Genomic DNA, 20,486 nt, shown 5'->3' with positions numbered 1-20,486 from the left:
CATGGCGATTCAAAGATAGTCGCGACGGTCGACGAGGCCGTGCACGGACTCACCTTTGAGAGCGCGGGCGAGGTTGTCGCAGGCGCGCTCGAGCGCCACCCGTTCCCAACCGGGAATGCGGGCGGAATTGTGCGGGCTGCCGAGCACGTTGGGGAGGTCGAGGAAAGGATAATTCATGCGGAATTCGCCGTGGCGGAAGGGTTCGATCCACCAGGCGTCGATCGCCGCCTGCGCCTTGGGGTGCGCGAGGAGGAAGTCGTAGAGCGCCTTTTCGTCGACGATCTCGCCGCGGGCGACGTTGATGAAAATGGCGTCGTCCTTGAACCATCCGAGCTCGCGCGCCTCGAGCAGGCCCCGGGTGTCGCGATTGAGCGGCAGGCAGACGACCACGACGTCGGCCAGCCGCAAGGCGTCTTCGAGATCGGCGAGGGTGCCGCAGCGCCACACGGGGACGTCGGTCTTGCCGCTGCGGTTGATGGCGAAGAGGCGCACGTCGAAGAGACCCAGCAGCTTGGCGCAGGCGTGCCCGATGCCGCCAAAGCCGAGGATCGTCACCGTCTTGCCGCGCAGCGTGCCGGTCTCGCCGAACTGGGCGAACACGCCTTGTTGCAGCAGGCGATGGTAATGGAGCAGTTTCTTGCTCAGGGCGAGCGCCGTGGCGAGCACGTATTCGGCCATCGGCTCGGCGAACCCGCCGACGTTGCTGGCGACGATCGTCTCGGCGGGGATGCGGGTGAAGTCGACGTGATCGACCCCGGCGGTGGTGAACTGGACGAATCGCCAGCGCGGTTGCTGCGGCCACCAAGGGCCGAATTCCCGCTGCGGATTGAGCGTGAGGAGATACTCGGCTCCCTCGAGGGCGTCACGCCGTTGCGCTTCGGGGAGATCGGAGAGGAAGACGATCCGGGCGAGTTCTCCGAGCCGCCCTTCGACGGTTTCCCGCACGGCGGGGTCCAGGGTGACGAGAACGGTGGGTTTGTTGGTCGTCATGAGAAGGTTCCTGGGTCGGTGCATACTTGCTCAGTGCAACACCAACCCGCCGTCGACGCAGATCGTCTGACCGGTGACGAAGGCGGCGTCGTCGGAGGCGAGCCAAGCGGCGGTGCCGACCAGATCTTCGGGAACCTCGGGTCGCGGGATGGCCGACTGTTCGGCGAGCTGCCGGGCCATGGCCTCGAAACCGTGTTCGCGGATCGTCTCGCTCTGCGTCAGACCCGGCGAGATGGCGTTGACCGTGATGCCGTGGCGGCCGACTTCACAGGCAAGCGCACGTGTGAGCCCGATCACGGCGGCCTTGGAGGTGATGTATTGCGCACCGTTGCCGCGACCGATGAAGACGGTATCCGAGGCGATGTTGATGATGCGTCCCCAATGCTGTGCCTGCATGTCGGGGAAGACGGCGCGGGCGCACAGCCACGGGCCTTTGACGTTGACCGCCATCACCCGGTCCCAGACTTCTTCTTCCAGTTCGGTGAAGGGGCGGGCGGCCCGCTCCAGACTGACGTGGCGTAGCATCACGGCCGCGTTGTTGACCAGGATGTCGACTTTGCCGAATCGCTCGCGAATGCGCTGAACCGTTTCCGCGACTTGCTCGGCCTGCGAGACGTCGCAGACGAGCGCGAGCACGTCGGGGCCGATCTCGCGCGCAGCCGCGTCCAGCACCTCGGGCGTGGTGCCGCAGATGGCCACTTTCGCCCCTTCCTGATACAGGCGGGTGGCGATGGCCTTGCCGATGCCGCGCCCGCCGCCCGTGACCAGCGCGACGTGGTTTTCCAGTCGTTTCATGGTGAAGGCTCCTTCATCCTCATTTCAATGAAGCGGCGATGTCGATGACGAAACGGTATTTCACGTCGCTCTTCAGCATGCGTTCGTAGGCGGTGTTGATGTAATCGATGGGGATGAGCTCAATGTCCGAGACGATGCCGTGTTCGGCACAGAAATCGAGCATCTCCTGCGTCTCACGGATGCCGCCGATGAGCGAGCCGGCGAGGCTGCGGCGCCGGAAGAGCAGATTGAAGACCCCGGGCGAAGGGTGCGGCTCGGAAGGGGCGCCCACGAGGGTGAGCGTACCGTCGCGTTTCAAGAGCTGCAGGTAGTCGTCGAGCCGGTGCGGAGCGGCCACCGTGTCGAGGATGAAGTCGAGCTGCTCGCGGTAGCGGGCCATTTGCTCGGGATCCTTGGAAATGCAGACTTCGTCGGCGCCGAGCCGCTTGGCGTCGGCCGTCTTGCCGGGCGAGGTGGTGAAGAGCACCACGTGCGCGCCCATGGCGTGGGCGAGTTTGACGGCCATGTGCCCGAGCCCGCCCAGGCCGACGATGCCTATCCGTTTGCCCGGGCCGACGTTCCAATGGCGCAAAGGCGAATAGGTGGTGATGCCGGCGCACAGCAGCGGCGCCACCGCGGCGAGGTCCTTTTCCGGATGCTTGATGTGCAGCACGAAGGATTCTTTCACCACGATGACCTGGGAGTAGCCGCCGTAGGTGTTCTCACTGCCGGGACCGCGGCCATTGTAGGTGCCGACGAAGCCCTCGCTGCAGTATTGCTCCTCGCCACTCGCACAGGCGTCGCAATGGCCGCAGCTGTCGACCATGCAGCCGACGCCGGCGAGATCGCCGACCTTGAAGCGGGTGACCTTTTCCCCCACGGCGACCACGCGCCCGACGATCTCGTGCCCGGGCACGCAGGGATAGATCGTGTTCTTCCACTCGTTGCGCGCCTGGTGCAGGTCGGAGTGGCACACGCCGCAGTAGAGGATCTGGATCTGTACGTCGTAGGGCCCCGGCTCGCGGCGGGCGATTTCCCAAGGAACGAGCGGGGAATGCGGGTCGAAAGCGGCATAGGCTTTGGCGGGAATGCTCATGAATCGCTCCTCGGAACGAGAGAAAAATCGCAGGCGATCATTCACTATAGACCATCGTCCAAGGGTACGCGGCTGGGCGGAGGCAGAGGTTCTTGATCGGTGCTCCGCCCGGAAAGGATGTGCGACTACAGCAGGCGGTTGAAGATCTCGATCGCACGATCCCAGTGCGTCGTGTCGGGGTTTTTCACGTTGGGATCGATCGTACGGAAGGTCTTGGCCAGAGCCACCGTCAAGCCGCCGACGATCTGCGGCAGCATGGCACGGACTTCCTCGTCGTATTCGAGGTCAAGGTGGGGCAGCTTGGCGAGCTGCTCCAAGATGGGCGCGAGTTCGAGCTCTTCGTCGAGTTCGCGGAAGGCATGCATGCTTTCCTGCAAACCTTTGGTCAGAGGAAGATCCCAGGGGCGAATGACGTCTCGAGCGTTGGATTTGGCTGCCGCCTGGCTGACGAGCAACAGATCGTAGAGTTTCTGGTCGAGAAATTCGGTCAGCCGGCGCAGGTCGTTCTTGTCGACGTCGAGCCCGGCCGCGCGCCGGAAGAGCCGTTCGAAGCGGGAAACTGCCATGATGTCGCTCATCCGTACCTCCTTGAGTATAAGCATTTCGACTGATTGCCGATTCCGTTATAGGGACTATGGCGACGAAAAGCAAGCCTTGCAAAATCCTGTACACCCTTCCCTATAACGACGAACGGCTCAATATTTTTGTCCCGAGCCTGGTGGTGGTCGATGCACCTCATCGGCACCATGCCGAGGTGGGTACGAGCCTGGTAGTCGCTCCGGGACGGTTGTCGGAGGGAGATTTCAGTATCGCCGACTTGCGCAGCCGCAAGATCGAAGCGGGTAACGTGCGCTGAGATTCGATCGCTCCTTGGGTCCATAAACCTTCCTTTTGGCGTGGTTGTTACGGCGGCGGACCCGTTCTATGATGGGTTTTGTCGTTCCGCCGGGAAGTAAGGCCATTTCAGTGCGCAGTAGCGCAGTCCTGTTACGGGGGTGACGCCCGGCTTCTCTGTCCAAGGAGAAACTCGATGATCGCATTCACGCTCAACGGTCGGCCGACCACGGTCGAGGTCGACCCGGGTACGCCCTTGTTGTGGGTGCTGCGCGACCAGTTGCAGCTCACGGGGACCAAATACGGCTGCGGCATCGCCCAGTGCGGTGCGTGCACGGTGCATCTCGACGGGCGAGCGATTCGTTCCTGTGTCACGCCCGTGTCGATGGTGAGCGGCAAGCGCGTCACCACCATCGAAGGGGTGGGCGACACGCCGGTGGGGCGTGCCATCCAGCGGGCCTGGCAGGAGGTCGATGTGCCGCAATGCGGCTACTGCCAATCAGGGCAGATCATGGCGGCCGCGGCCTTGCTCGCCGAGCATCCGCGTCCGAGCGAGGCGCAGATCGTTGCCGCGATGGACGGCATCCTCTGCCGCTGCGGCACGTATAACCGGATCCGCAAGGCGATCCTCGAAGCCGCGGCAGGAGGTGCATGATGATTTCGCTCAATGAACTCCAGCGTCCGGCGCGGCGTAAATTCCTGCGCGACCTGGCCGTGCTCGGCGGCGGATTGGTGATCGGTTTCCGTTTGCCGGAGAAGGGAGGGCGCGCCTGGGCGGCTGAGGAAGCGGCGGCCGGGGCGGCGAAGGTCTATCCGCCGAATGCCTTCATCCGCATTGCCCCGGACGATTCCGTCACGCTCGTCGTGAACAAGTCCGAAATGGGGCAGGGGGTCTATACCTCGCTGCCGATGCTGATCAACGAGGAGCTCGATGCGCCGTGGGAGCGCATCCGCATCGAGCCGGCGCCAGTGGCGGCGGTCTATAACCATACGCAGTACGGCATCCAGCTCACCGGCGGCAGCACCAGCGTCGCGTCTTCTTGGGAGCAGCTGCGCCGCGTCGGGGCGAGCGCGCGCATTCTCCTCGTTCAGGCGGCGGCACAGCGCTGGGGGGTGCCGGCGAGCGCCTGCAAGGCCGAGAACGGGCGCATCTTCCACCCCGACGGCCGCACGTCTCTGAGCTACGGCGAAGTCGCGGAAGAGGCGGGCAAGCTGCCTTTGCCGAGCGAAGTGCCGTTGAAGGATCCGAAAGACTTCAAATGGATCGGCAAGTCGCTCAAGCGCCTCGACACGCCGGAGAAGATTACCGGCAAGGCGGTTTTCGGCATCGACGTGCGCCTGCCCGACATGGTGACGGTGCTGGTGGCGCGTTCCCCCGTGTTCGGCGGCAAACTGAAGCGCTTCGACGCCACCGAGGCGCTGAAAGTCCCTGGCGTGGTTGGCGTCTATCAAGTCCCGACGGGGGTGGCGGTGGCGGCCACCGGTTTCTGGCCGGCGAAGACGGCGCGCGACCTGCTGCAGGTCGAGTGGGACGAGGGCGAGGGAGCGTCCCTGAGCACTGCCAAGCTGCGGGAAGAGTACTTCGCGCTTGCCCGCACGCCCGGCGCGGTGGCGCGGCGCGATGGCGACGTGGCCGCGGGTCTCGAGGCGGCGGTGCAGCAGGTGCGCGCCGAGTACGAAGTGCCGTATCTGGCGCACGCGCCGATGGAGCCGCTCAACGTCACCGTCGACTTGCGCCCGGACCATTGCACCATCTGGACCGGCACGCAGTCGCAGACGCTCGATCGCATGGCGGCCGCTGCCGCGGCAGGACTGCAGCCCGAAGAAGTGGAAATCCACACCACCTACCTCGGCGGTGGCTTCGGCCGGCGGGCCAATCCGCATGCCGATTTTGTCACCGAGGCGGTGCAGGTCGCCAAGGCTGTCGGCCGGCCGGTGCAGGTGATCTGGACGCGCGAAGATGACATGCGCGGCGGCTACTACCGCCCGATGTGGGTCGACGTGGTCGAAGCGGGAATCGGCAAGGGCGGCAAGCCCGTGGCGTGGAAGCATACCCTCGTCGGCCAGTCCATCATGGAGGGCACGGCGATGGCGGCGGCGATGATCAAGGACGGCGTCGATGCCTCTTCGGTGGAAGGGGCGGCAAACCTTCCCTATCTCATCCCCAACATCCAGGTCGAGCTGCACAGTCCGAAGAATCCCGTGCCGGTGCAGTGGTGGCGCTCGGTGGGGCATTCGCACACGGCCTTCGTCGTCGAGACGATGATCGACGAACTGGCCCACCTCGCGCGCCAGGATCCGGTCAAATTCCGCCTGAGCCTCCTGCCGCATGGCTCGCGTCATCATGCCGCCTTGCAGCTCGCGGCGCAGAAGGCCGGCTGGGGCAAGGTGAAGCCCGCGCCGGGCCATGCTTTCGGCGTGGCGGTGCATGAATCCTTCGGCAGCGTGGTGGCCGAAGTGGCCGAGGTTTCGCTGGAAAACGGCCAGGTGCGGGTGCATCGCGTCGTGGCGGCGGTCGATTGCGGCCGGGTGATCAACCCCGACGGGGTGGTGCAGCAGATCGAGGGGGGCATCGTCTACGGCCTGGCTGCCGCGTTGTATGGCGAGATCACGCTCGAGAATGGCCGGCCGGTGCAGTCGAACTTCCATGATTATCCCATTCTGCGCCACTCCGAGATGCCACGGGTGGAAGTGCATCTCGTGCCGAGCGAAGCGCCGCCGAGCGGCGTGGGCGAGCCGGGCACGCCACCCATCGCCCCGGCGGTGGCCAACGCGCTCTTCGCCCTGACGGGCAAACGGGTGCGTCGCTTGCCCTTCGCGCGGGAAAGCCTTGCCTGAGAGGGCTGGAATCGCCGCGCTCATCTTGGCGGCGGGGCGGGCGCGGCGGTTCGGGGCGGACAAACGGTTGGCGCCGCTGCGGCTTGGCGGGCGCATCGAGCCGCTCATTGTGCAAGCGCTGCGGCCCTGGGTCGAGGTCTTCGCCGAGGTCGCGGTGGTCGTGCGAGCGGACGATGATGCGCTGCGAAGCGTTTTGGCCGAGACTTTCGCGGATCGCGTGCGCTCGGTCGTATGCGCTCGGGCCGACGAGGGGATGGGGGCGAGCCTTGCCACAGGCGTTGCCGCCACCGCCGGGGCGGCAGGCTGGGTCGTCGGCCTCGCCGACATGCCCTGGGTGCCGCGAGCAGCGATTGTGGGAGTGCGCGACGCGCTCGCCGCGGGCGCAGCGCTCGCGGCGGCCTGCCGCGCCGGTCGGCGAGGGCATCCCGTCGGTTTCGCCGCCCGTTACCGGGCTGAACTGTTGGATTTGACGGGCGAGGTGGGGGCCCGTCTTCTCCTTCGACGCGACGCCGAGCGCATGGCCGGCGTCGCGGTCGACGACGAAGGCATTTTCGCCGACGTCGATACCCCACAAGACCTCTGCCTTTTTCGGAGCCAATGATGAAGAAAACCGCCGTGACCGAAGTGCCAATCCACCCCTTGATCGCCGAGCGCTGGAGTGGCCGTGCCTTCGACGAGACCCAGGCCGTGACGCGCGAGCAGCTGCTCTCGCTGCTCGAGGCGGCACGCTGGGCGCCGTCGTGCTATGGGGATCAGCCCTGGCGCTTCGTCGTGTGGCATCGCACCCAGGATCCCCAGGGATGGGAGCAGGCGTTCGCCACGCTGTGGCCGTTCAACCAAGCTTGGGTGAAGCGCGCCTCGCTCCTGGTGCTGGTCTGCGCCGATCCCCTCTTTTCCTATAACGGCGAACCCAACGCCTGGGCCGAATACGACTGTGGCGCCGCGGCCGAGAACCTCTGCCTGCAGGCGGTGGCGCTGGGGTTGATGTCGCATCCCATGGCCGGGTTCGACGCGCAGGCGCTCCGTGCCGTGGCCGGCGTGCCGGAGCGCTACAAGGTCATTTCGCTCATCGCCGTGGGCCATCCGGCGGCGCCGGACGTGCTCGACGGAGATCTGGCCGAGAAAGAACGCGCCCCGCGCGAGCGCCGGCCGCTGGCTGAGCTCTGTTTCGCGGGCAAATGGGGCAGCCCTTTGTAACGCGATATCATTGTCTTGTCTCTGTGGCTCCCCTTTGCCCCAGTGGTATGGCCGTCCTCTGGCACTGATTCCCGTGGTGGAGGATGGCCGGGTTCCCCCAGGTACGCGAGGGAGTCATGAAGGCGCGCAGTAGGTTGTTCGCGGTGCCCATGCGTCTCGCGCAGATCACGGCCAGTATCGGTGTGTCTTTGCCAAGCAGGATCAGCTAGTCGATTGGCAAGGGTGTAAAAACGCTTCGAAAAGCTGCAACTGCACCGCAAGCCACGGAACGGTCTGAACATCTGGACGTGCTCGGTTTGCTCAGTTTCGGGGCCTCGGAAGTTGCGAAGACTTCACGGCTACTTGTTGGAAGATCCTCGAGTCCTGGTCAGCGATACGCCACAGAACAACCCTTGCCTGTCGGCATCGTCCGCCGATTTAGAGTAGGAGAGCACATAGCGGCAATCTGCCCAGCCCGGCGGCTGGGAGCGACTACTTTGCACAAACGCGAGGCCGAGCAGATCAAGCCCGATTCCATCCACCATCACGAGCAGGTCGTCAGAGAGTAAGGGGGCAGATTTCACTGTCGCCAGGGGGTCGCTTTCTGACGTCGCTTGACAATCCCGATTCATCATACTGTCACATCGAGTCAGTACACTCCTCACAACTTCATGTGGGGATGTCTAGATGAGTCTTGTGGCTCTGCAGCGAAATGGCGGTGAGGCGATCTATAGCCAGATCGCAAAATTGCTCAAGGAAGAGATCGCTTCGTTTCTGACGCCGGGGGAACGCTTGCCTTCGGAAAACGAGCTGGCGGAGCGTTTCGGCGTCAACCGGCATACCGTTCGCCGTGCCGTCGAGGACTTGATCGCCGCCGGTCTGCTGGAGCGCCGCCATGGCAAAGGCACTTTCGTGCTCGACGCCCCTGCCGATTACGTGCTGGGCAGCGGTACGCGCTTTACGGAAAACTTCGAATCACTCGGAAAGACGGCCAGCAGCCGCATTCTGCGAAAACTGGTGATCCCGGCCCGCGGTGGTGTCGCCAATCGCCTGAAACTCGCCGAAAACGACCCCGTTATCTGGATCGAATCTCTGCGCCTGGCCGACGACCGGCCGATCTGTGTCATCTCACATTTCCTGCCGCAGCGTCCCATTCCCGAATTGCTCGACGAGTATCACGGCGGTTCGCTGCACGAATATCTGGCCGTCCACCATGGACTGAAGCTGCGGCGGATCGAAAGCCTGGTCAGCGCGGCGCTCCCGCAAGGAGACGATGCCTCGCTACTGGGCATGCCCCAGAACCAACCGGTGCTGCGGGTCAAAAGCGTCAATGTAGGCGAACGGGATGGAACCCCGCTCGAATACGCCCTGACCCGGTTTCGCGCCGACCGGATCCAACTGCGCATCAATCTTTGACCTATCTGTTGATCAACCTTACGGGAGCTACTGCAATGTATTTGAAACCCGCCCTTTCGGCAAGTGCGCTGGCGCTGGCTTTGTCATTGACTGCCGTGTCCGCGCAGGCTCGCGATATCGTCATGGGCCTGATTCCGGCCGAAAACAACGAAGAAGTGGTACAGAAATTCGAACCGATGCGCCAGCACCTGGAAAAGAAGTTGGGCGTGAAGGTAAAAGTATTCACCGCCACTGACTACGCCGGCGTGATCGAAGCCATGAAGAAGAAGCGCGTCGACATCGCCTGGTTCGGCCCGCTTTCCTATTACCTGGCCGAACAGGAAGCCGGCGCGGAAGCCTTTGCCGTCGGCATCCGCGAAGGCAGCAGCTCACATACCTACAAAAGCCTCATCATCGCCCATTGCGACTCCGGCATCAAGTCGATCAAGGACCTGAAGGGCAAGAGCGTGGCCTTCGTCGATCCTGCTTCGACCTCGGGCGGCCTGGTGCCTACCTACATGGTCAAGAAGGAAACCGGCATGATGCCGCAGGACTTCTTCGGCAAGTTCACCTACGCCGGTTCCCACGACGCCGCCCAGCTGGCGGTCAAGAACAAGACCGTCGATGCCGCCGCCGACAACGACATCACCTACGAAAAAATGCTCGCCAACGGTCTGATCAGCAAAGAGACCAACTGCGTGATCAAGGAGTCCGATCCGCTGCCCGGCTCGCCGCTGGCCTATCGGGGCGACCTGCCGGCCGACATGAAGGCGAAGATTCGGGACGCCATCCTGACCGCCCACAAGGACATCAAGGTCACCGGTTACGGCAACCTGAGCCATTACGTGGCCGTCAGCCCGGAGGACTATCAGATAATTCGCGACATGGTCAAGGAACTGGGCCTGCAGAAGAAAGACTTGCTCAAGTAAGGGCAAGTAACGCATGGGAAAGGCAGGCCGTTTCGGTCTGCCTTCCTCGGAAAAGGAGAAAGTTCATGTCCGCGATTTCCATCCAATCCGTATCCAAGCGTTTCCCGAACGGCTTCGAAGCTCTGAAGGGCATCGATGCGGAGATTCGATCCGGCAGTTTCACCGTCGTGCTAGGCCCCAGCGGCGCCGGTAAGTCCACCCTGTTGCGGCTGATGAATGGCCTCGAAACCCCGACCACGGGCACGGTGCGCATCGATGGCGAGATCGTCGATAGGCGCAAAGTTCGCCACATCCGTTCTCGGGTCGCCATGGTGTTTCAGCAATTCAACCTGGTAGATCGCCTCTCCGTCGTCACCAACGTTCTGACCGGCCGCCTGGCGCACCGCTCTTGGGTGGGCAGTGTGTTCTACCTCTTCCGCCAGGAGGACCTGGGCATTGCACGGGAAGCGCTCTGCCGCGTGGGGCTGATCGACAAGGCCTGGAGCCGCGCCGACAAACTGTCGGGGGGACAGCAGCAGCGTGTCGGCATCGCGCGGGCGCTGGCCCAACGGCCCAAGGTCATCCTGGCCGACGAACCGGTCGCTAGTCTCGATCCCGTATCGAGCGAGGAGATCATGACGCTGCTGCGCGAAATCTGCGACCGCGACGGCATCACGGTCGTGGTCAATCTGCATCAGGTGGATCTGGCGCGGCGGTTTGCCGACCGCATCATCGGCATGAACGGCGGGAGGATCGTTTTCGACGGCAAGCCCGAAGAAATGACGCAGTCGGTGCTGCGTACCATCTACCAAAGGGACCAAAGGGAAGGGATCGAAGATGACACCAGCCTTGATATGGCGCTGGCCTACGCCTAACGGCCTGCCGCCGCTGCCCCTGGTCGGCGGCGTGCTGGCGCTGCTCGCCGGTCTCTGGCTGACCGCGCCGATCGTGGAGGTGGATTTCGTCCGTCTCATTGGTTCCTTTGGCAGGATGCTCGCCTTCGCCGGGCAGATGTTCGTCACGCCGGACTGGGAGTATGTGCCGCAACTGCTGGCGAAGATGCTGGAGACCATTGAAATGACGGTGCTGAGTACCGCCATCGCCATCGTCGTCAGTTTGCCGCTGGGTATCCTCGCCGCCAGCAATGCCACGCCGCATCCGGTGGTCTATCGGCTTACGCGCGACCTGTTGAGCCTGATGCGCGCGCTGCCGGAACTGGTCTGGGCGCTGGTCTTCGTGTCGGCGGTCGGCCTGGGCCCCTTGCCGGGCGTCATGGCCCTGGCTTTCGTGACCGTCGGCTTCATGGGCAAGTTTTTCGCCGAGTCCATCGAGGTGGTGGATCACAAGGCGGTAGAAGGGGTGCGGGCGCACGGCGCGGGCTGGCTGCAGGTGCGCCTGTTCGCCATGCTGCCGCAGGCCTTGCCTGACTTCGTGGGCACGGTGATGTACATCCTCGACCACAACCTGCGCGCGGCCGCCATTCTCGGCCTGGTCGGTGCGGGCGGCATCGGCTACGACCTGGTGATGTCGATGCGCCTGTTCCAGTACGACCGGCTGCTGCTGATCGCGCTGGCCATCTATCTGGTGGTCACCGCCCTTGATCGCGCGTCCGATCGCCTGCGCAGCCGCATCATCCACGGGAGACGGGCATGAACGTCCACGACCTGAAATCGGCTCGTCCGCAGCCGCTCCCGCCCAAGCCGCGTAACCCGATGCCGGTCTGGGTGGCGGCGACGCTGGCCATGCTCTGGCTGATCGTGTGGGACCTGGAAATTTCGTTCGAGACTCTGGCCTACGGGGTCTCGGACATGGCCGAATATTTCAGCCGCTACGGGCAACCCGATTTCACGGACTTGTCTAGATATCTGTACCTCATGGGGGTCACCCTGGCCACTGCGCTGTGGGGCACGGTGTTCGCCCTGTTGGTGGCGTTCTTCCTGGCGCCGCTGGCCGCACGCAATTTCACGCCCAATACCGTGACCTACCGCATCGCCCGTGAAATGCTGAATTTCATGCGTGCGATGCCGGATTTGTTGCTGGCACTGATCTTCGTCGCTGCCCTGGGACTGGGACCGATGCCCGGCGCGCTGGCGCTCGGGGTACATACGGCAGGTTTTCTCGGCAAGTTCTTCGCCGAAAGCCTGGAACGGGTGGACAAAGGCGTTTGCGAGGGCGTGGCATCTACCGGTGCCAACTTCGCACAGATGGTCATGTATGCCGGCTGGCCATCCATTCTGCGCGAGGCCCTGGGTTACGTCCTCTACATCCTGGACCGCAACGTCCGGATGGCGTCGGTGCTCGGATTGGTCGGCGCCGGTGGCATCGGCCTGGCGCTGCACGACACCTTGCGCCTGTTCGACTATGGCCAGTCGGCGGCGCTGATCCTGGTCATCTTGGCCACCATTTTGATCATCGACTACGCCTCGGCGTGGCTGCGCAGGAGATTGGATTGATGAACCTGGAAAGGAAAGACTGGATTCGGGCGCTGACCGCCCATCCAGCCACCGTATTGAATGCACTGGCCGAGGACGTGACGGCCGGTTGCGACGTGAAGTTCAAGAGCCTGCCGCAGGCGGGCCTGGGGTTGCTGACCCTGACCGACGGGGCCTTCCACGAGCCCTATTACCTGGGCGAGTTTCCGCTGTCTGCGTGCAGCATCGAACTCTCCCTGTCTGATGGTCGGCAAGCGGCGGGCGGTGCACAGGTGATGGCTGACGATGCGGAACTGGCCCGTTCGCTGGCCATACTCGACGCCGTCCTGGCCGCTCGGTTTCCCGGCTGGGAGCGCGTATCGGCCCACATTGAATCTGGGGCGAAGCAGCGCGCTGAGGAGGACCGCCGCCGTCGTGCCATGCTCGCTGCGACACGGGTCGACTTTGCGATGCTGAACAACGCGGAGGATGACGACGATGAATGTTGAACCCATCTGGCAGGCAGACGTCCAGCAGCGCGTTTTCCGTGAATTGGTCGAAGCATTCTCACGACCCGGCGACATCAGGGAGATCGGTGACTGCATCGATGGTGCCGCCGCGCAACGCGCCGTGCTGGCTACTTTGATGGACGGGGAAATGACGCTGGCCGACCCCCACGGGCAAATCGAACCGGCAGACTGGCCCTTGCTTCAGGCCAAACCGGAATCCGTCGAACGTGCCCGTTACATCGTGGCCGACGGGCATCGTGCCCCCGATTTTCAGCCGATGCTGGGCTCTCTGGAGTCTCCGGAGTTCGGGGCGACCATTCTGGTCGGAATCGATGGAGTGGGCGAAGGCGCCTTGACCCTGGAACTCGAAGGGCCGGGGGTCAATGGCCGGCGAACGCTGTGCCTGGCAGGACTGCATCCCGACTGGCTGGTACGCCGCGCCGACTGGGTTGGTAGTTTCCCACTGGGGGTCGACCTGCTGTTGTCGGATGCGCGGCGCCTTGTCGTGCTGCCGCGCACTACGCATATCCGCATTTCTGGAAAGGCTTTTTGACATGAGTTACGTTGCCATCAAGGGCGGCGGCCAGGCCATCGCCGGCGCTGCCGCCGTCAGCGAATACCTGCGCACCGAAGAAGGGCTGGGCAATACCGGCGCCGAACCGCTCGCGATCGATGCCATTCTTCATCAACTGCGCCATCTGGTGGATCGCGTCGTCTCCGAAGGTGGGGTATACCACCCGCGATTCGCCGCGCTCGCCATCAAGCAGAGTATGGGCGACACGCTGGAAGCCGCCTTCGCCTTGCGCGCCTGGCGTTCCACCCGGCCGCGCCTGTCTGAGACCCCGCCGCTCGACACTTCAAGGATGCGCCTGATTCGCCGTATCTCGGCCGCCTTCAAGGACATTCCCGGCGGCCAGATGCTGGGGCCTACGCCGGACTATGCCCTGCGCCTGCTGCGGCTGGAGCTGATGGATGAATCGCCGGATGCCTTCCGGGCCGTGGCCCGTAACTGGCTGGAGAAGTGCCCCGAGGCGGAACTGCCCGACACTTTCCCCAAGGTGCTCGACGCCCTGCGTGCGGAAGGTTTGCTGCCACCGGTCAGCGCGACTCGCGGTCAGACGGCCTTCGACATCACCCGCGAGCCGCTGGTGTTCCCCGTGCCGCGTTCGGCTCAGCTTGCCACCATGGCGCGGGCGGAAACCGGCTCGCTGCTGGCGATCGCCTATTCCAACATGCGCGGTTACGGCGACGTGCACCCGACGGTGGCGGAGCTGCGGGTCGGCTATCTGCCGGTGATGCTGCCGCACCCGGTCACCGGTGAGCTCGTTGAAGCCGGCGAGGTGCTGATCACGGAATGTGAAGTGGTTGCTATGTACGAAGCCGACGAGGCCGGCGGCAAACCCGTGTTCACCATCGGCTACGGAGCGTGTTTTGGTCACAACGAGGTCAAGGCGATCTCCATGGCCATTCTCGACCGCGCGCTGCAGAAAGGCATGAAGGACGGCGCGAACAATCCTTCCGAAGACCCGGAGTTCGTCCTGCTTCATGTCGATGGCGTCGACTCCATGGGTTTTGCATCGCATTACAAGATGCCGCACTACGTCACCTTCCAGTCCGACCTGGATCGCCTGCGCACCACGCAACAAAAGTCAGGGGAGCCCGCATGAACGCCATGTCTCATACCCAAGCCGGCAATGCCTACAATTTCGGCTTCCTGGACGAATACGCCAAGAAGGAAGTGCGCCGCGCCATCCTCAAGGCGATCGCCATTCCGGGTTACCAGGTGCCCTACGCCTCGCGCGAAATGCCCATGGGGCGCGGCTTCGGCACCGGCGGCTTGCAGCTGACCCTGTCGCTGATCGGCCCCAACGAGGTCGTCAAGGTCATCGACCAGGGGTCGGACGATTCGGTCAACGCGGTCAACCTGCGCCGGTTCATCGAAATGACCTGTCCCGGCGTTTCGACCACCACGGCAACGGCGGAGTGCACCCTCATCCAGTCGCGCCACCGTATCCCGGAACTACCGCTGACAGCGCGGCAGATCCTCGTCCTGCAGGTGCCTTACCCGGACCCGCTGGTGGTGGTCGAACCTTCCGAGGACAAGCGCAAGACCATGCATGGCGAGGCCGATTATTCGCGCCTGCTGGTGAAGCTGTACGAGGACATCGTCAAGTTCGGCGAGATCACCATCTCGCACCGCTATCCGACACGCATCAACGGCCATTACGTCATCGACCCCTCGCCGATTCCGCGCTGGGATGTGCCGAAGCTCAACGACTCGGCGGCCCTGATCCTGTTCGGTGCCGGGCGTGAAAAGAAAATCTACGCCGTGCCACCGCATACCAAGGCAGAGCCACTGGCCTTCAGCGACGTGCCGTTCCGCGTCGAGGATTTCCGCGACGAGCAGGGGCGGCGGCGCGCCTGCGCCCGCTGCGGCTGCGTGGACTCTTTCCTCGATGAGTTCGTAACCGATTCGGGCAGCAAGACCTATCAATGCTCGGACAGCGATTGGTGCGACATGCAGCTGCGCAAAGCCAGACAAACCCAGGGAGAGCCGGCATGAACAAGATTCTCGAAGTGCGCGGCCTCTCCAAAATCTACGGCCCGGGTTGCCCGCAATGCCTCGAATCCACCGGACCGGAGGCCGACACCAATTTGTGCCCGCATTGCGGCAGCGTGGTCGCCATCCACGACGTGTCTTTCGACCTGTTCGAGGGCGAGATTCTCGGCGTCATGGGCGAATCGGGCAGCGGCAAGTCGACGGTGGTGAAAACCCTCTACTTCGATCAGGCGCCATCGAGCGGCGAGGCGATTTTTTTCGACAACGACCGGCAATACGATCTGTTTTCGCTGAACGCCGCTCAGCAGCGCTGGCTGCGCAACCACCGCTTCGGTATGGTCTATCAGAACCCGAACCTGGGCCTGAATTTCAACATCAGCGCCGGCGGCAACATCGCCGAACGGCTGCTGATGAGCGACCTGATGGACTACGGCGCGATTCGCGAACGCGCCAAGGCCTTGCTGGCTCGCACCGAGGTGCTGCTGTCCCGCGTCGACGATCTGCCGAAGCACTTTTCCGGCGGCATGCAGCAACGGGTACAGATCGCCAAGGCCTTGGCCACCCAGCCGCCGCTGCTGTTTCTCGATGAAGTGACCACCGGACTCGATCTGTCGGTGCAGGCGCGCATTCTCGACCTGATCCTCGAAATCCAGCAGGAGCTAAAGACCGCCATGGTCGTCGTCACCCATGATCTGGGTGTGATCCGCTTGCTGACCGGCCGGGCCATCGTCATGAAATACGGCCGCGTCATCGAGACGGGGCTCACCGATCAAATCCTGGAAGATCCCCAGCACGCCTATACCCAGCGTCTGGTGGCTTCCGCCCTGTGAGGAATACAGCATGAATCCCCCCATTCTCCAGGTCGAGGGCTACGGCAAGCATTTTCAGCTCCACGAGCAGAACAAGCTGATCCCTTCCTCGCACAACGTCAGCTTCACGGTGCGCGCCGGCGAACTCACGGCCCTGATCGGCCCCACCGGTGCGGGCAAGTCCTCGGTGCTGAAGGGCATTTACCGTACCTACCTGCCGAGCGCTGGCCGCATCCTGTATCGCGATGCGATGGGCCATGAACTGGATCTGGTGCTGGCCAGCGAGCACCAGATTCTGGAACTGCGGCGGCGCGAAATCGGCTTCGTCACCCAGTTTCTGCATTGCCTGCCGCGCCAGGCGACGCTCGACGTGGTCGCCCAGCCGCTCTTCGCACTCGGCGTTTCGCGCGATGTAGCCCGACAGCGAGCGGCGGAATTGCTCTCGGCCATGAAGCTGCCTGAGCGTTTGTGGAGCGTCTCGCCGGCGACATTCTCCGGTGGCGAGCGCCAGCGGGTGAATCTCGCCCGGGGCTTCATCGCCAAGCCGCGTCTTCTCTTGCTCGACGAACCCACTTCCAGCCTCGATCCGGCCACCGCCGAGCGTGTGATCGGACTCATCGAAGGACTCAAGGCCGAGGGCACAGCTATGCTCGCCATCTTTCACCACCCCGAAACCACCCGCCGGCTGGCAGACCAGGTCGTCGAACTGGCTCCGCCGCCCGCCGTCGAAGAACTCCTCGAGGAGATCGCATGAACAGGCTCTATCTCACGGGGGCCCGCGTGGTGCTGCCCGACGCCGTGCTCGAAGACGCTGCCGTGCTGATCGAGGACGATGTCATAGCCGCCATCAATCCGGAATCAGGCCACGGCGCGCTAGCCGTCGACCTGCGCGGCAAGACGCTCATGCCCGGCATGATCGACCTGCATTGCGACGCCCTGGAAAAGGAAGTCGAACCGCGCCCCAATGTGCACTTTCCGCTCGATTTCGCCTGCGCCCAGGCCGACAAGCGCAACGCGGCCGCGGGGGTCACCACGGTATTCCACGCGCTGTCCTTCGCCAACGAGGAACTCGGCGTGCGCAACAACGCGTTCGCCGCTGCGGTGGCGCGCGCGGTGCACGCCTGGAACCCGCACGGCCTGATCGACAACCGGGTGCACTGCCGCTACGAAGTGACCGACCCGACCGCGCCTGAGATTCTGCTTGAGCTGATGGCCGCCGGCGAGGTGCACCTGCTGTCGGTGATGGATCATTCGCCGGGCCAGGGGCAGTTCAAGGACATCGCCGCCTACCGCGATTATCTGGCGCGCACCTACAAGAAATCCGCAGGCGAACTGGATGCGCTGCTCGAGAATAAGCTCGCCCAGGCGGAAGGGGCCATGGAGCGCATCCGGCGGCTCATCGGCGCTGCTCACGAGCGAGGCATTCGCGTCGCCAGCCACGACGACGACACGCCGGAGAAGGTGGAGACGCTCCATGGTCTGGGCGTGGGCATATCGGAATTTCCGATCAACCTGGAATCCGCCCAGGCCGCCCGCGAACGCGGCATGAGCACCGTGTTCGGCGCCCCTAACATCCTGCGCGGCAAGAGCCAGTCCGGCGCGATGCGGGCGCTGGACGCGGTGAAGGCGGGCGTGGCGGACTGCCTTTGCGCCGACTATCACCCGGCGGCGCTGATCATGGCGGTGTTTCGCCTGCCGGAGCTGGCAGGTATCAGCCTCGCCGACGCCGTTCGCCTGGTCAGCACCAATCCGGCCAGGGCGGCCGGGCTCACCGATCGCGGCGAGATCGCGGTCGGCAAGCGTGCCGATCTGGTGGCAGTTGCCCACATCAATGGGCTGGCCCAGGCGAGCAGCGTGTTTTCGGCAGGTAAACTGGTTTTCGAGGTCCACTTCGATCATGGCTGAGGGAAAGCTCTTCTACGTCATCGGCCCCTCCGGCAGTGGCAAGGACAGCCTGATGCGTTACGCACGGGAGCGCCTGGCGAGCGATCCCCGCGTAGTCTTCGCCCATCGCTACATCACCCGGCCGGTGGAGCTCCACGGGGAGAATCACGTTGCCCTGACCGAGGCCGAGTTCGACGCACGCCAGGCCGCCGGCCTCTTCGCCATGCACTGGAGCAGCCACGGTTTGCGCTACGGCATCGGCCAGGAAATCAACTTCTGGCTGGCCAAGGGCTGCAACGTGGTCATGAACGGCTCCCGCGAGTACCTGGCGGAGGCAAGGCGTCGCTACCCGGCGTTGACCGCGATTTTGGTTACCGTCTCGCCCGAAATTCTTGCCGCCAGGCTACGCGCTCGCGGCCGGGAAACGGAAGATCAGATATCCGAGCGAATCGTGCGTGCCAGACAATTCATGCGCCCAGAGGGTCGTCTGGAAATCATCGAGAATGACGATGAATTGCACGTGGCAGGCGATCGCTTGGTGCAATTGTTGTCGGTCACAAGCACTTCAGAGCCGGTGTCTGTCTGACATGCGCATCACGTTTCTCGGCACGGGCGACGCAGGCGGTGTGCCGCTCTACGGTTGCGATTGTTCGGCCTGCACCCGGGCTCGGGCAGTTGCCGACTTCCGTCGCCGCCCCTGCACGGCCCTGGTGGAAGCAGGCGATACGCGCATCCTGCTCGATGCTGGCTTGACCGACCTCACCGAACGATTCCCGCCCGGCAGCCTGTCGGCCATCGTGCTGACGCATTTTCATCCCGACCACGTGCAGGGGCTGTTTCACCTGCGCTGGGGAATCGGTCCGTCCATTCCTGTTTTTGCCCCGCCAGACACCGAAGGCTGTGCGGACCTCTACAAAAATCATGGCCTCCTCGAATTTCGGCGGCTCAGCAAATTCGAGCCGGTCATGATCGGTAATCTGGTGCTGACGCCGTTGCCCTTGAACCATTCGAAGGCAACGTTTGGCTACGCCATCGAAGAGACTGACGGCCAGCGCTTCGCTTATCTAACCGACACTGCCGGCCTTCCGCCGCCAACGGAAGCATTTTTGAAAAAATGGCGGCCTGCGTCGTTTGCTCTGGACTGCAGCTACCCACCGCAATCCGATTTGCCGCGCAACCACAATGATTTGACGCTTGCCCTGGCGATTGCGGAAACCCTCGCGCCGGCTAGGGTATGGCTGACTCACGTCAGCCACGAACTGGACGCCTGGCTGCTCAAGAACATCGGCAATCTGCCACCTCACATGGCTGTTGCCTATGACTCACAAGTCGTATCGGATGCAGGCTTTGTACAGCAATGCTGATATGAATCCGACCGTGCGCGGACGGCCGCCGTGGCAGGCGTGATCCTTGCTCGTTGCACATTCGGCTATGGCTCAGGCAACCTACGGCGCCAGGCTTCTTATTCCTCTTTGCCATAACCTATCAACCTCCGCCTGGTTGAACCGTCTATGCCTCCTTGCTACCATCCTCTTCATCTCACTGGAGGATGGACGATGCGATCCTGGCGTTTGCTCGCCGCCTTGGCGGCCTTTCTTAGCTTCTTCGCTGCCGGTCCGGCGCGGGCCGAGACGAGCTTGCTCAATGTCTCCTACGACGTCTCGCGTGAGCTCTACAGGGAGTTGAACCCTCTCTTCGCCGCTTCGTGGCAGGCGAATAAGGGGGAGACGGTGACGATCCGTCAGTCGCATGGCGGTTCTTCCAAGCAGGCGCTTGCCGTGGCGGCGGGGCTGGAGGCGGACGTGGTGACCATGAACCAGGCGTCCGACCTCGAGCTCCTGGCCGAACGCGGGTTCGTCGCGCCCGACTGGCGCACGCGTTTTCCCAATCAGGCGGCACCTTATTCCAGCACCATGGTCTTCCTCGTGCGTCAGGGCAATCCCAAGGCCATCCGCGATTGGGACGACCTCGTGCGCGAGGGGGTGCAGGTGATCGTGCCCAATCCCAAGGTGACCGGCAACGGCCGCTATACCTATCTCGCCGTCTGGGGGTATGCGCTCCAGAAAACGGGTTCTGACGAGGGGGCACGTGACTTCGTGACCAGGCTCTTTCGCAACGTGCCGGTGCTCGACGGCGGCGGGCGCGGGGCGACCACCACCTTCACCCAGCGCGGGGTGGGCGACGTGCTCGTCACCTTCGAGAACGAGGCTCGCCTGATCGCGCAGGAGCTGGGCGGCAAGGAGTTCGAGATCGTCTATCCGTCCGTCTCCATCGAGGCGCCGGCGCCGGTGGCGGTGGTGGA

24 protein-coding genes and 1 pseudogene are annotated in these 20,486 nt (G+C 63.8%); 21 read left to right on the top strand and 4 right to left on the bottom strand.

Annotation, left to right across the window (positions count from 1 at the left end):
- Window positions 1-9: 9 nt before the first annotated feature.
- The 4 genes from EPD81_RS10220 to EPD81_RS10205 form a co-directional block, all read right to left on the bottom strand.
- Window positions 10-990 (bottom strand): 2-hydroxyacid dehydrogenase, encoded by a 981-nt coding sequence (locus EPD81_RS10220; RefSeq protein ID WP_185955429.1) that lies wholly within the window; start codon window positions 988-990, stop codon window positions 10-12.
- Window positions 991-1,020: 30 nt separating this feature from the next.
- Window positions 1,021-1,785: an SDR family NAD(P)-dependent oxidoreductase gene (locus EPD81_RS10215; RefSeq protein ID WP_142805338.1), complete on the bottom strand. Its 765-nt coding sequence runs from the start codon at window positions 1,783-1,785 to the stop codon at window positions 1,021-1,023.
- A gap of 19 nt (window positions 1,786-1,804) precedes the next feature.
- Entirely contained in the window at window positions 1,805-2,860 is a 1,056-nt protein-coding gene (locus EPD81_RS10210; RefSeq protein ID WP_142805337.1) for an NAD(P)-dependent alcohol dehydrogenase, read from the bottom strand.
- 125 nt (window positions 2,861-2,985) lie between these two features.
- Window positions 2,986-3,438 carry a DUF1931 family protein gene (locus tag EPD81_RS10205; RefSeq protein WP_028873909.1) on the bottom strand — a complete coding sequence of 151 codons (453 nt, stop codon included), beginning with the start codon at window positions 3,436-3,438 and terminating at the stop codon, window positions 2,986-2,988.
- A gap of 56 nt (window positions 3,439-3,494) precedes the next feature.
- On the opposite strand from EPD81_RS10205, the gene EPD81_RS10200 reads away from it, so the two are divergent.
- From EPD81_RS10200 to EPD81_RS10100, 21 genes and pseudogenes are all read left to right on the top strand, one after another.
- Window positions 3,495-3,716 (top strand): hypothetical protein, encoded by a 222-nt coding sequence (locus EPD81_RS10200; protein ID WP_142805336.1) that lies wholly within the window; start codon window positions 3,495-3,497, stop codon window positions 3,714-3,716.
- 174 nt (window positions 3,717-3,890) lie between these two features.
- Window positions 3,891-4,349, top strand: coding sequence for a (2Fe-2S)-binding protein (locus EPD81_RS10195; protein WP_142805335.1), 459 nt, complete (start codon window positions 3,891-3,893; stop codon window positions 4,347-4,349).
- Window positions 4,346-6,532, top strand: a complete 2,187-nt coding sequence (locus EPD81_RS10190) for a xanthine dehydrogenase family protein molybdopterin-binding subunit (RefSeq protein ID WP_221929298.1) — start codon at window positions 4,346-4,348, stop codon at window positions 6,530-6,532. Before EPD81_RS10195 ends, EPD81_RS10190 begins: the two co-directional genes overlap by 4 nt.
- Complete coding sequence (locus EPD81_RS10185; RefSeq protein ID WP_142805334.1) at window positions 6,525-7,133, top strand: NTP transferase domain-containing protein; 609 nt, start codon at window positions 6,525-6,527, stop codon at window positions 7,131-7,133. Before EPD81_RS10190 ends, EPD81_RS10185 begins: the two co-directional genes overlap by 8 nt.
- Entirely contained in the window at window positions 7,133-7,729 is a 597-nt protein-coding gene (locus EPD81_RS10180; protein ID WP_142805356.1) for a nitroreductase family protein, read from the top strand. The genes EPD81_RS10185 and EPD81_RS10180 overlap by 1 nt, the downstream gene beginning before the upstream one ends.
- A 190-nt stretch (window positions 7,730-7,919) precedes the next feature.
- A pseudogene (locus tag EPD81_RS10175) lies at window positions 7,920-8,155 on the top strand (conjugal transfer nickase/helicase domain-containing protein); the annotation flags it as partial.
- Window positions 8,156-8,395: 240 nt separating this feature from the next.
- Window positions 8,396-9,124: a phosphonate metabolism transcriptional regulator PhnF gene (gene phnF / locus EPD81_RS10170; RefSeq protein ID WP_142805333.1), complete on the top strand. Its 729-nt coding sequence runs from the start codon at window positions 8,396-8,398 to the stop codon at window positions 9,122-9,124.
- Between the two features lie 35 nt (window positions 9,125-9,159).
- Window positions 9,160-10,032, top strand: a complete 873-nt coding sequence (phnD, locus tag EPD81_RS10165; RefSeq protein WP_142805332.1) for a phosphonate ABC transporter substrate-binding protein — start codon at window positions 9,160-9,162, stop codon at window positions 10,030-10,032.
- A 65-nt stretch (window positions 10,033-10,097) separates the two neighbouring features.
- Complete coding sequence (gene phnC / locus EPD81_RS10160; protein WP_142805331.1) at window positions 10,098-10,886, top strand: phosphonate ABC transporter ATP-binding protein; 789 nt, start codon at window positions 10,098-10,100, stop codon at window positions 10,884-10,886.
- Window positions 10,849-11,664, top strand: coding sequence for a phosphonate ABC transporter, permease protein PhnE (gene phnE / locus EPD81_RS10155; protein WP_142805330.1), 816 nt, complete (start codon window positions 10,849-10,851; stop codon window positions 11,662-11,664). The genes phnC and phnE (EPD81_RS10155) overlap by 38 nt, the downstream gene beginning before the upstream one ends.
- Window positions 11,661-12,464, top strand: a complete 804-nt coding sequence (gene phnE, locus EPD81_RS10150; RefSeq protein WP_142805329.1) for a phosphonate ABC transporter, permease protein PhnE — start codon at window positions 11,661-11,663, stop codon at window positions 12,462-12,464. The genes phnE (EPD81_RS10155) and phnE (EPD81_RS10150) overlap by 4 nt, the downstream gene beginning before the upstream one ends.
- Window positions 12,464-12,931, top strand: coding sequence for a phosphonate C-P lyase system protein PhnG (gene phnG, locus EPD81_RS10145; RefSeq protein ID WP_142805328.1), 468 nt, complete (start codon window positions 12,464-12,466; stop codon window positions 12,929-12,931). The genes phnE (EPD81_RS10150) and phnG overlap by 1 nt, the downstream gene beginning before the upstream one ends.
- Window positions 12,921-13,484: a phosphonate C-P lyase system protein PhnH gene (gene phnH, locus EPD81_RS10140; protein WP_185955428.1), complete on the top strand. Its 564-nt coding sequence runs from the start codon at window positions 12,921-12,923 to the stop codon at window positions 13,482-13,484. The genes phnG and phnH overlap by 11 nt, the downstream gene beginning before the upstream one ends.
- Before the next feature lies 1 nt (window position 13,485).
- Entirely contained in the window at window positions 13,486-14,598 is a 1,113-nt protein-coding gene (locus EPD81_RS10135) for a carbon-phosphorus lyase complex subunit PhnI (RefSeq protein WP_142805326.1), read from the top strand.
- Window positions 14,595-15,494 (top strand): alpha-D-ribose 1-methylphosphonate 5-phosphate C-P-lyase PhnJ, encoded by a 900-nt coding sequence (locus EPD81_RS10130; RefSeq protein ID WP_142805325.1) that lies wholly within the window; start codon window positions 14,595-14,597, stop codon window positions 15,492-15,494. Before EPD81_RS10135 ends, EPD81_RS10130 begins: the two co-directional genes overlap by 4 nt.
- The gene (locus EPD81_RS10125; RefSeq protein WP_142805324.1) at window positions 15,491-16,321 is read left to right on the top strand and encodes an ATP-binding cassette domain-containing protein; all 831 of its coding nucleotides are present in this window, start codon (window positions 15,491-15,493) and stop codon (window positions 16,319-16,321) included. The genes EPD81_RS10130 and EPD81_RS10125 overlap by 4 nt, the downstream gene beginning before the upstream one ends.
- A 10-nt stretch (window positions 16,322-16,331) precedes the next feature.
- Window positions 16,332-17,054, top strand: a complete 723-nt coding sequence (phnL, locus tag EPD81_RS10120) for a phosphonate C-P lyase system protein PhnL (protein WP_142805323.1) — start codon at window positions 16,332-16,334, stop codon at window positions 17,052-17,054.
- On the top strand, window positions 17,051-18,205 hold the full coding sequence (locus tag EPD81_RS10115; RefSeq protein WP_142805322.1) for an alpha-D-ribose 1-methylphosphonate 5-triphosphate diphosphatase: 1,155 nt from the start codon (window positions 17,051-17,053) through the stop codon (window positions 18,203-18,205). The genes phnL and EPD81_RS10115 overlap by 4 nt, the downstream gene beginning before the upstream one ends.
- Window positions 18,198-18,770 carry a phosphonate metabolism protein/1,5-bisphosphokinase (PRPP-forming) PhnN gene (phnN, locus tag EPD81_RS10110; RefSeq protein WP_142805321.1) on the top strand — a complete coding sequence of 191 codons (573 nt, stop codon included), beginning with the start codon at window positions 18,198-18,200 and terminating at the stop codon, window positions 18,768-18,770. Before EPD81_RS10115 ends, phnN begins: the two co-directional genes overlap by 8 nt.
- Before the next feature lies 1 nt (window position 18,771).
- Entirely contained in the window at window positions 18,772-19,548 is a 777-nt protein-coding gene (gene phnP, locus EPD81_RS10105; RefSeq protein WP_142805320.1) for a phosphonate metabolism protein PhnP, read from the top strand.
- A 192-nt stretch (window positions 19,549-19,740) separates the two neighbouring features.
- Window positions 19,741-20,486 (top strand): sulfate ABC transporter substrate-binding protein (locus EPD81_RS10100; protein WP_142805319.1); only part of this gene is annotated, 746 nt, incomplete at its 3' end.

Origin of the sequence: Tepidiphilus sp. J10, assembly GCF_006980785.1 — a bacterium.
GTDB classification, from domain to species: Bacteria; Pseudomonadota; Gammaproteobacteria; order Burkholderiales; family Rhodocyclaceae; genus Tepidiphilus; species Tepidiphilus olei.
This window is presented reverse-complemented; position numbering and strand designations above follow the sequence as displayed.

Excerpts from the sequence above, each read along its gene's own strand:
- EPD81_RS10220 (WP_185955429.1), bottom strand. The coding sequence starts at position 990 with ATGACGACCAACAAACCCACCGTTCTCGTCACCCTGGACCCCGCCGTG.
- EPD81_RS10215 (WP_142805338.1), bottom strand. The coding sequence starts at position 1,785 with ATGAAACGACTGGAAAACCACGTCGCGCTGGTCACGGGCGGCGGGCGC.
- EPD81_RS10210 (WP_142805337.1), bottom strand. The coding sequence starts at position 2,860 with ATGAGCATTCCCGCCAAAGCCTATGCCGCTTTCGACCCGCATTCCCCG.
- EPD81_RS10205 (WP_028873909.1), bottom strand. The coding sequence starts at position 3,438 with ATGAGCGACATCATGGCAGTTTCCCGCTTCGAACGGCTCTTCCGGCGC.
- EPD81_RS10200 (WP_142805336.1), top strand. The coding sequence starts at position 3,495 with ATGGCGACGAAAAGCAAGCCTTGCAAAATCCTGTACACCCTTCCCTAT.
- EPD81_RS10195 (WP_142805335.1), top strand. The coding sequence starts at position 3,891 with ATGATCGCATTCACGCTCAACGGTCGGCCGACCACGGTCGAGGTCGAC.
- EPD81_RS10190 (WP_221929298.1), top strand. The coding sequence starts at position 4,346 with ATGATGATTTCGCTCAATGAACTCCAGCGTCCGGCGCGGCGTAAATTC.
- EPD81_RS10180 (WP_142805356.1), top strand. The coding sequence starts at position 7,133 with ATGAAGAAAACCGCCGTGACCGAAGTGCCAATCCACCCCTTGATCGCC.
- phnF (WP_142805333.1), top strand. The coding sequence starts at position 8,396 with ATGAGTCTTGTGGCTCTGCAGCGAAATGGCGGTGAGGCGATCTATAGC.
- phnD (WP_142805332.1), top strand. The coding sequence starts at position 9,160 with ATGTATTTGAAACCCGCCCTTTCGGCAAGTGCGCTGGCGCTGGCTTTG.
- phnC (WP_142805331.1), top strand. The coding sequence starts at position 10,098 with ATGTCCGCGATTTCCATCCAATCCGTATCCAAGCGTTTCCCGAACGGC.
- phnE (WP_142805330.1), top strand. The coding sequence starts at position 10,849 with ATGACACCAGCCTTGATATGGCGCTGGCCTACGCCTAACGGCCTGCCG.
- phnE (WP_142805329.1), top strand. The coding sequence starts at position 11,661 with ATGAACGTCCACGACCTGAAATCGGCTCGTCCGCAGCCGCTCCCGCCC.
- phnG (WP_142805328.1), top strand. The coding sequence starts at position 12,464 with ATGAACCTGGAAAGGAAAGACTGGATTCGGGCGCTGACCGCCCATCCA.
- phnH (WP_185955428.1), top strand. The coding sequence starts at position 12,921 with ATGAATGTTGAACCCATCTGGCAGGCAGACGTCCAGCAGCGCGTTTTC.
- EPD81_RS10135 (WP_142805326.1), top strand. The coding sequence starts at position 13,486 with ATGAGTTACGTTGCCATCAAGGGCGGCGGCCAGGCCATCGCCGGCGCT.
- EPD81_RS10130 (WP_142805325.1), top strand. The coding sequence starts at position 14,595 with ATGAACGCCATGTCTCATACCCAAGCCGGCAATGCCTACAATTTCGGC.
- EPD81_RS10125 (WP_142805324.1), top strand. The coding sequence starts at position 15,491 with ATGAACAAGATTCTCGAAGTGCGCGGCCTCTCCAAAATCTACGGCCCG.
- phnL (WP_142805323.1), top strand. The coding sequence starts at position 16,332 with ATGAATCCCCCCATTCTCCAGGTCGAGGGCTACGGCAAGCATTTTCAG.
- EPD81_RS10115 (WP_142805322.1), top strand. The coding sequence starts at position 17,051 with ATGAACAGGCTCTATCTCACGGGGGCCCGCGTGGTGCTGCCCGACGCC.
- phnN (WP_142805321.1), top strand. The coding sequence starts at position 18,198 with ATGGCTGAGGGAAAGCTCTTCTACGTCATCGGCCCCTCCGGCAGTGGC.
- phnP (WP_142805320.1), top strand. The coding sequence starts at position 18,772 with ATGCGCATCACGTTTCTCGGCACGGGCGACGCAGGCGGTGTGCCGCTC.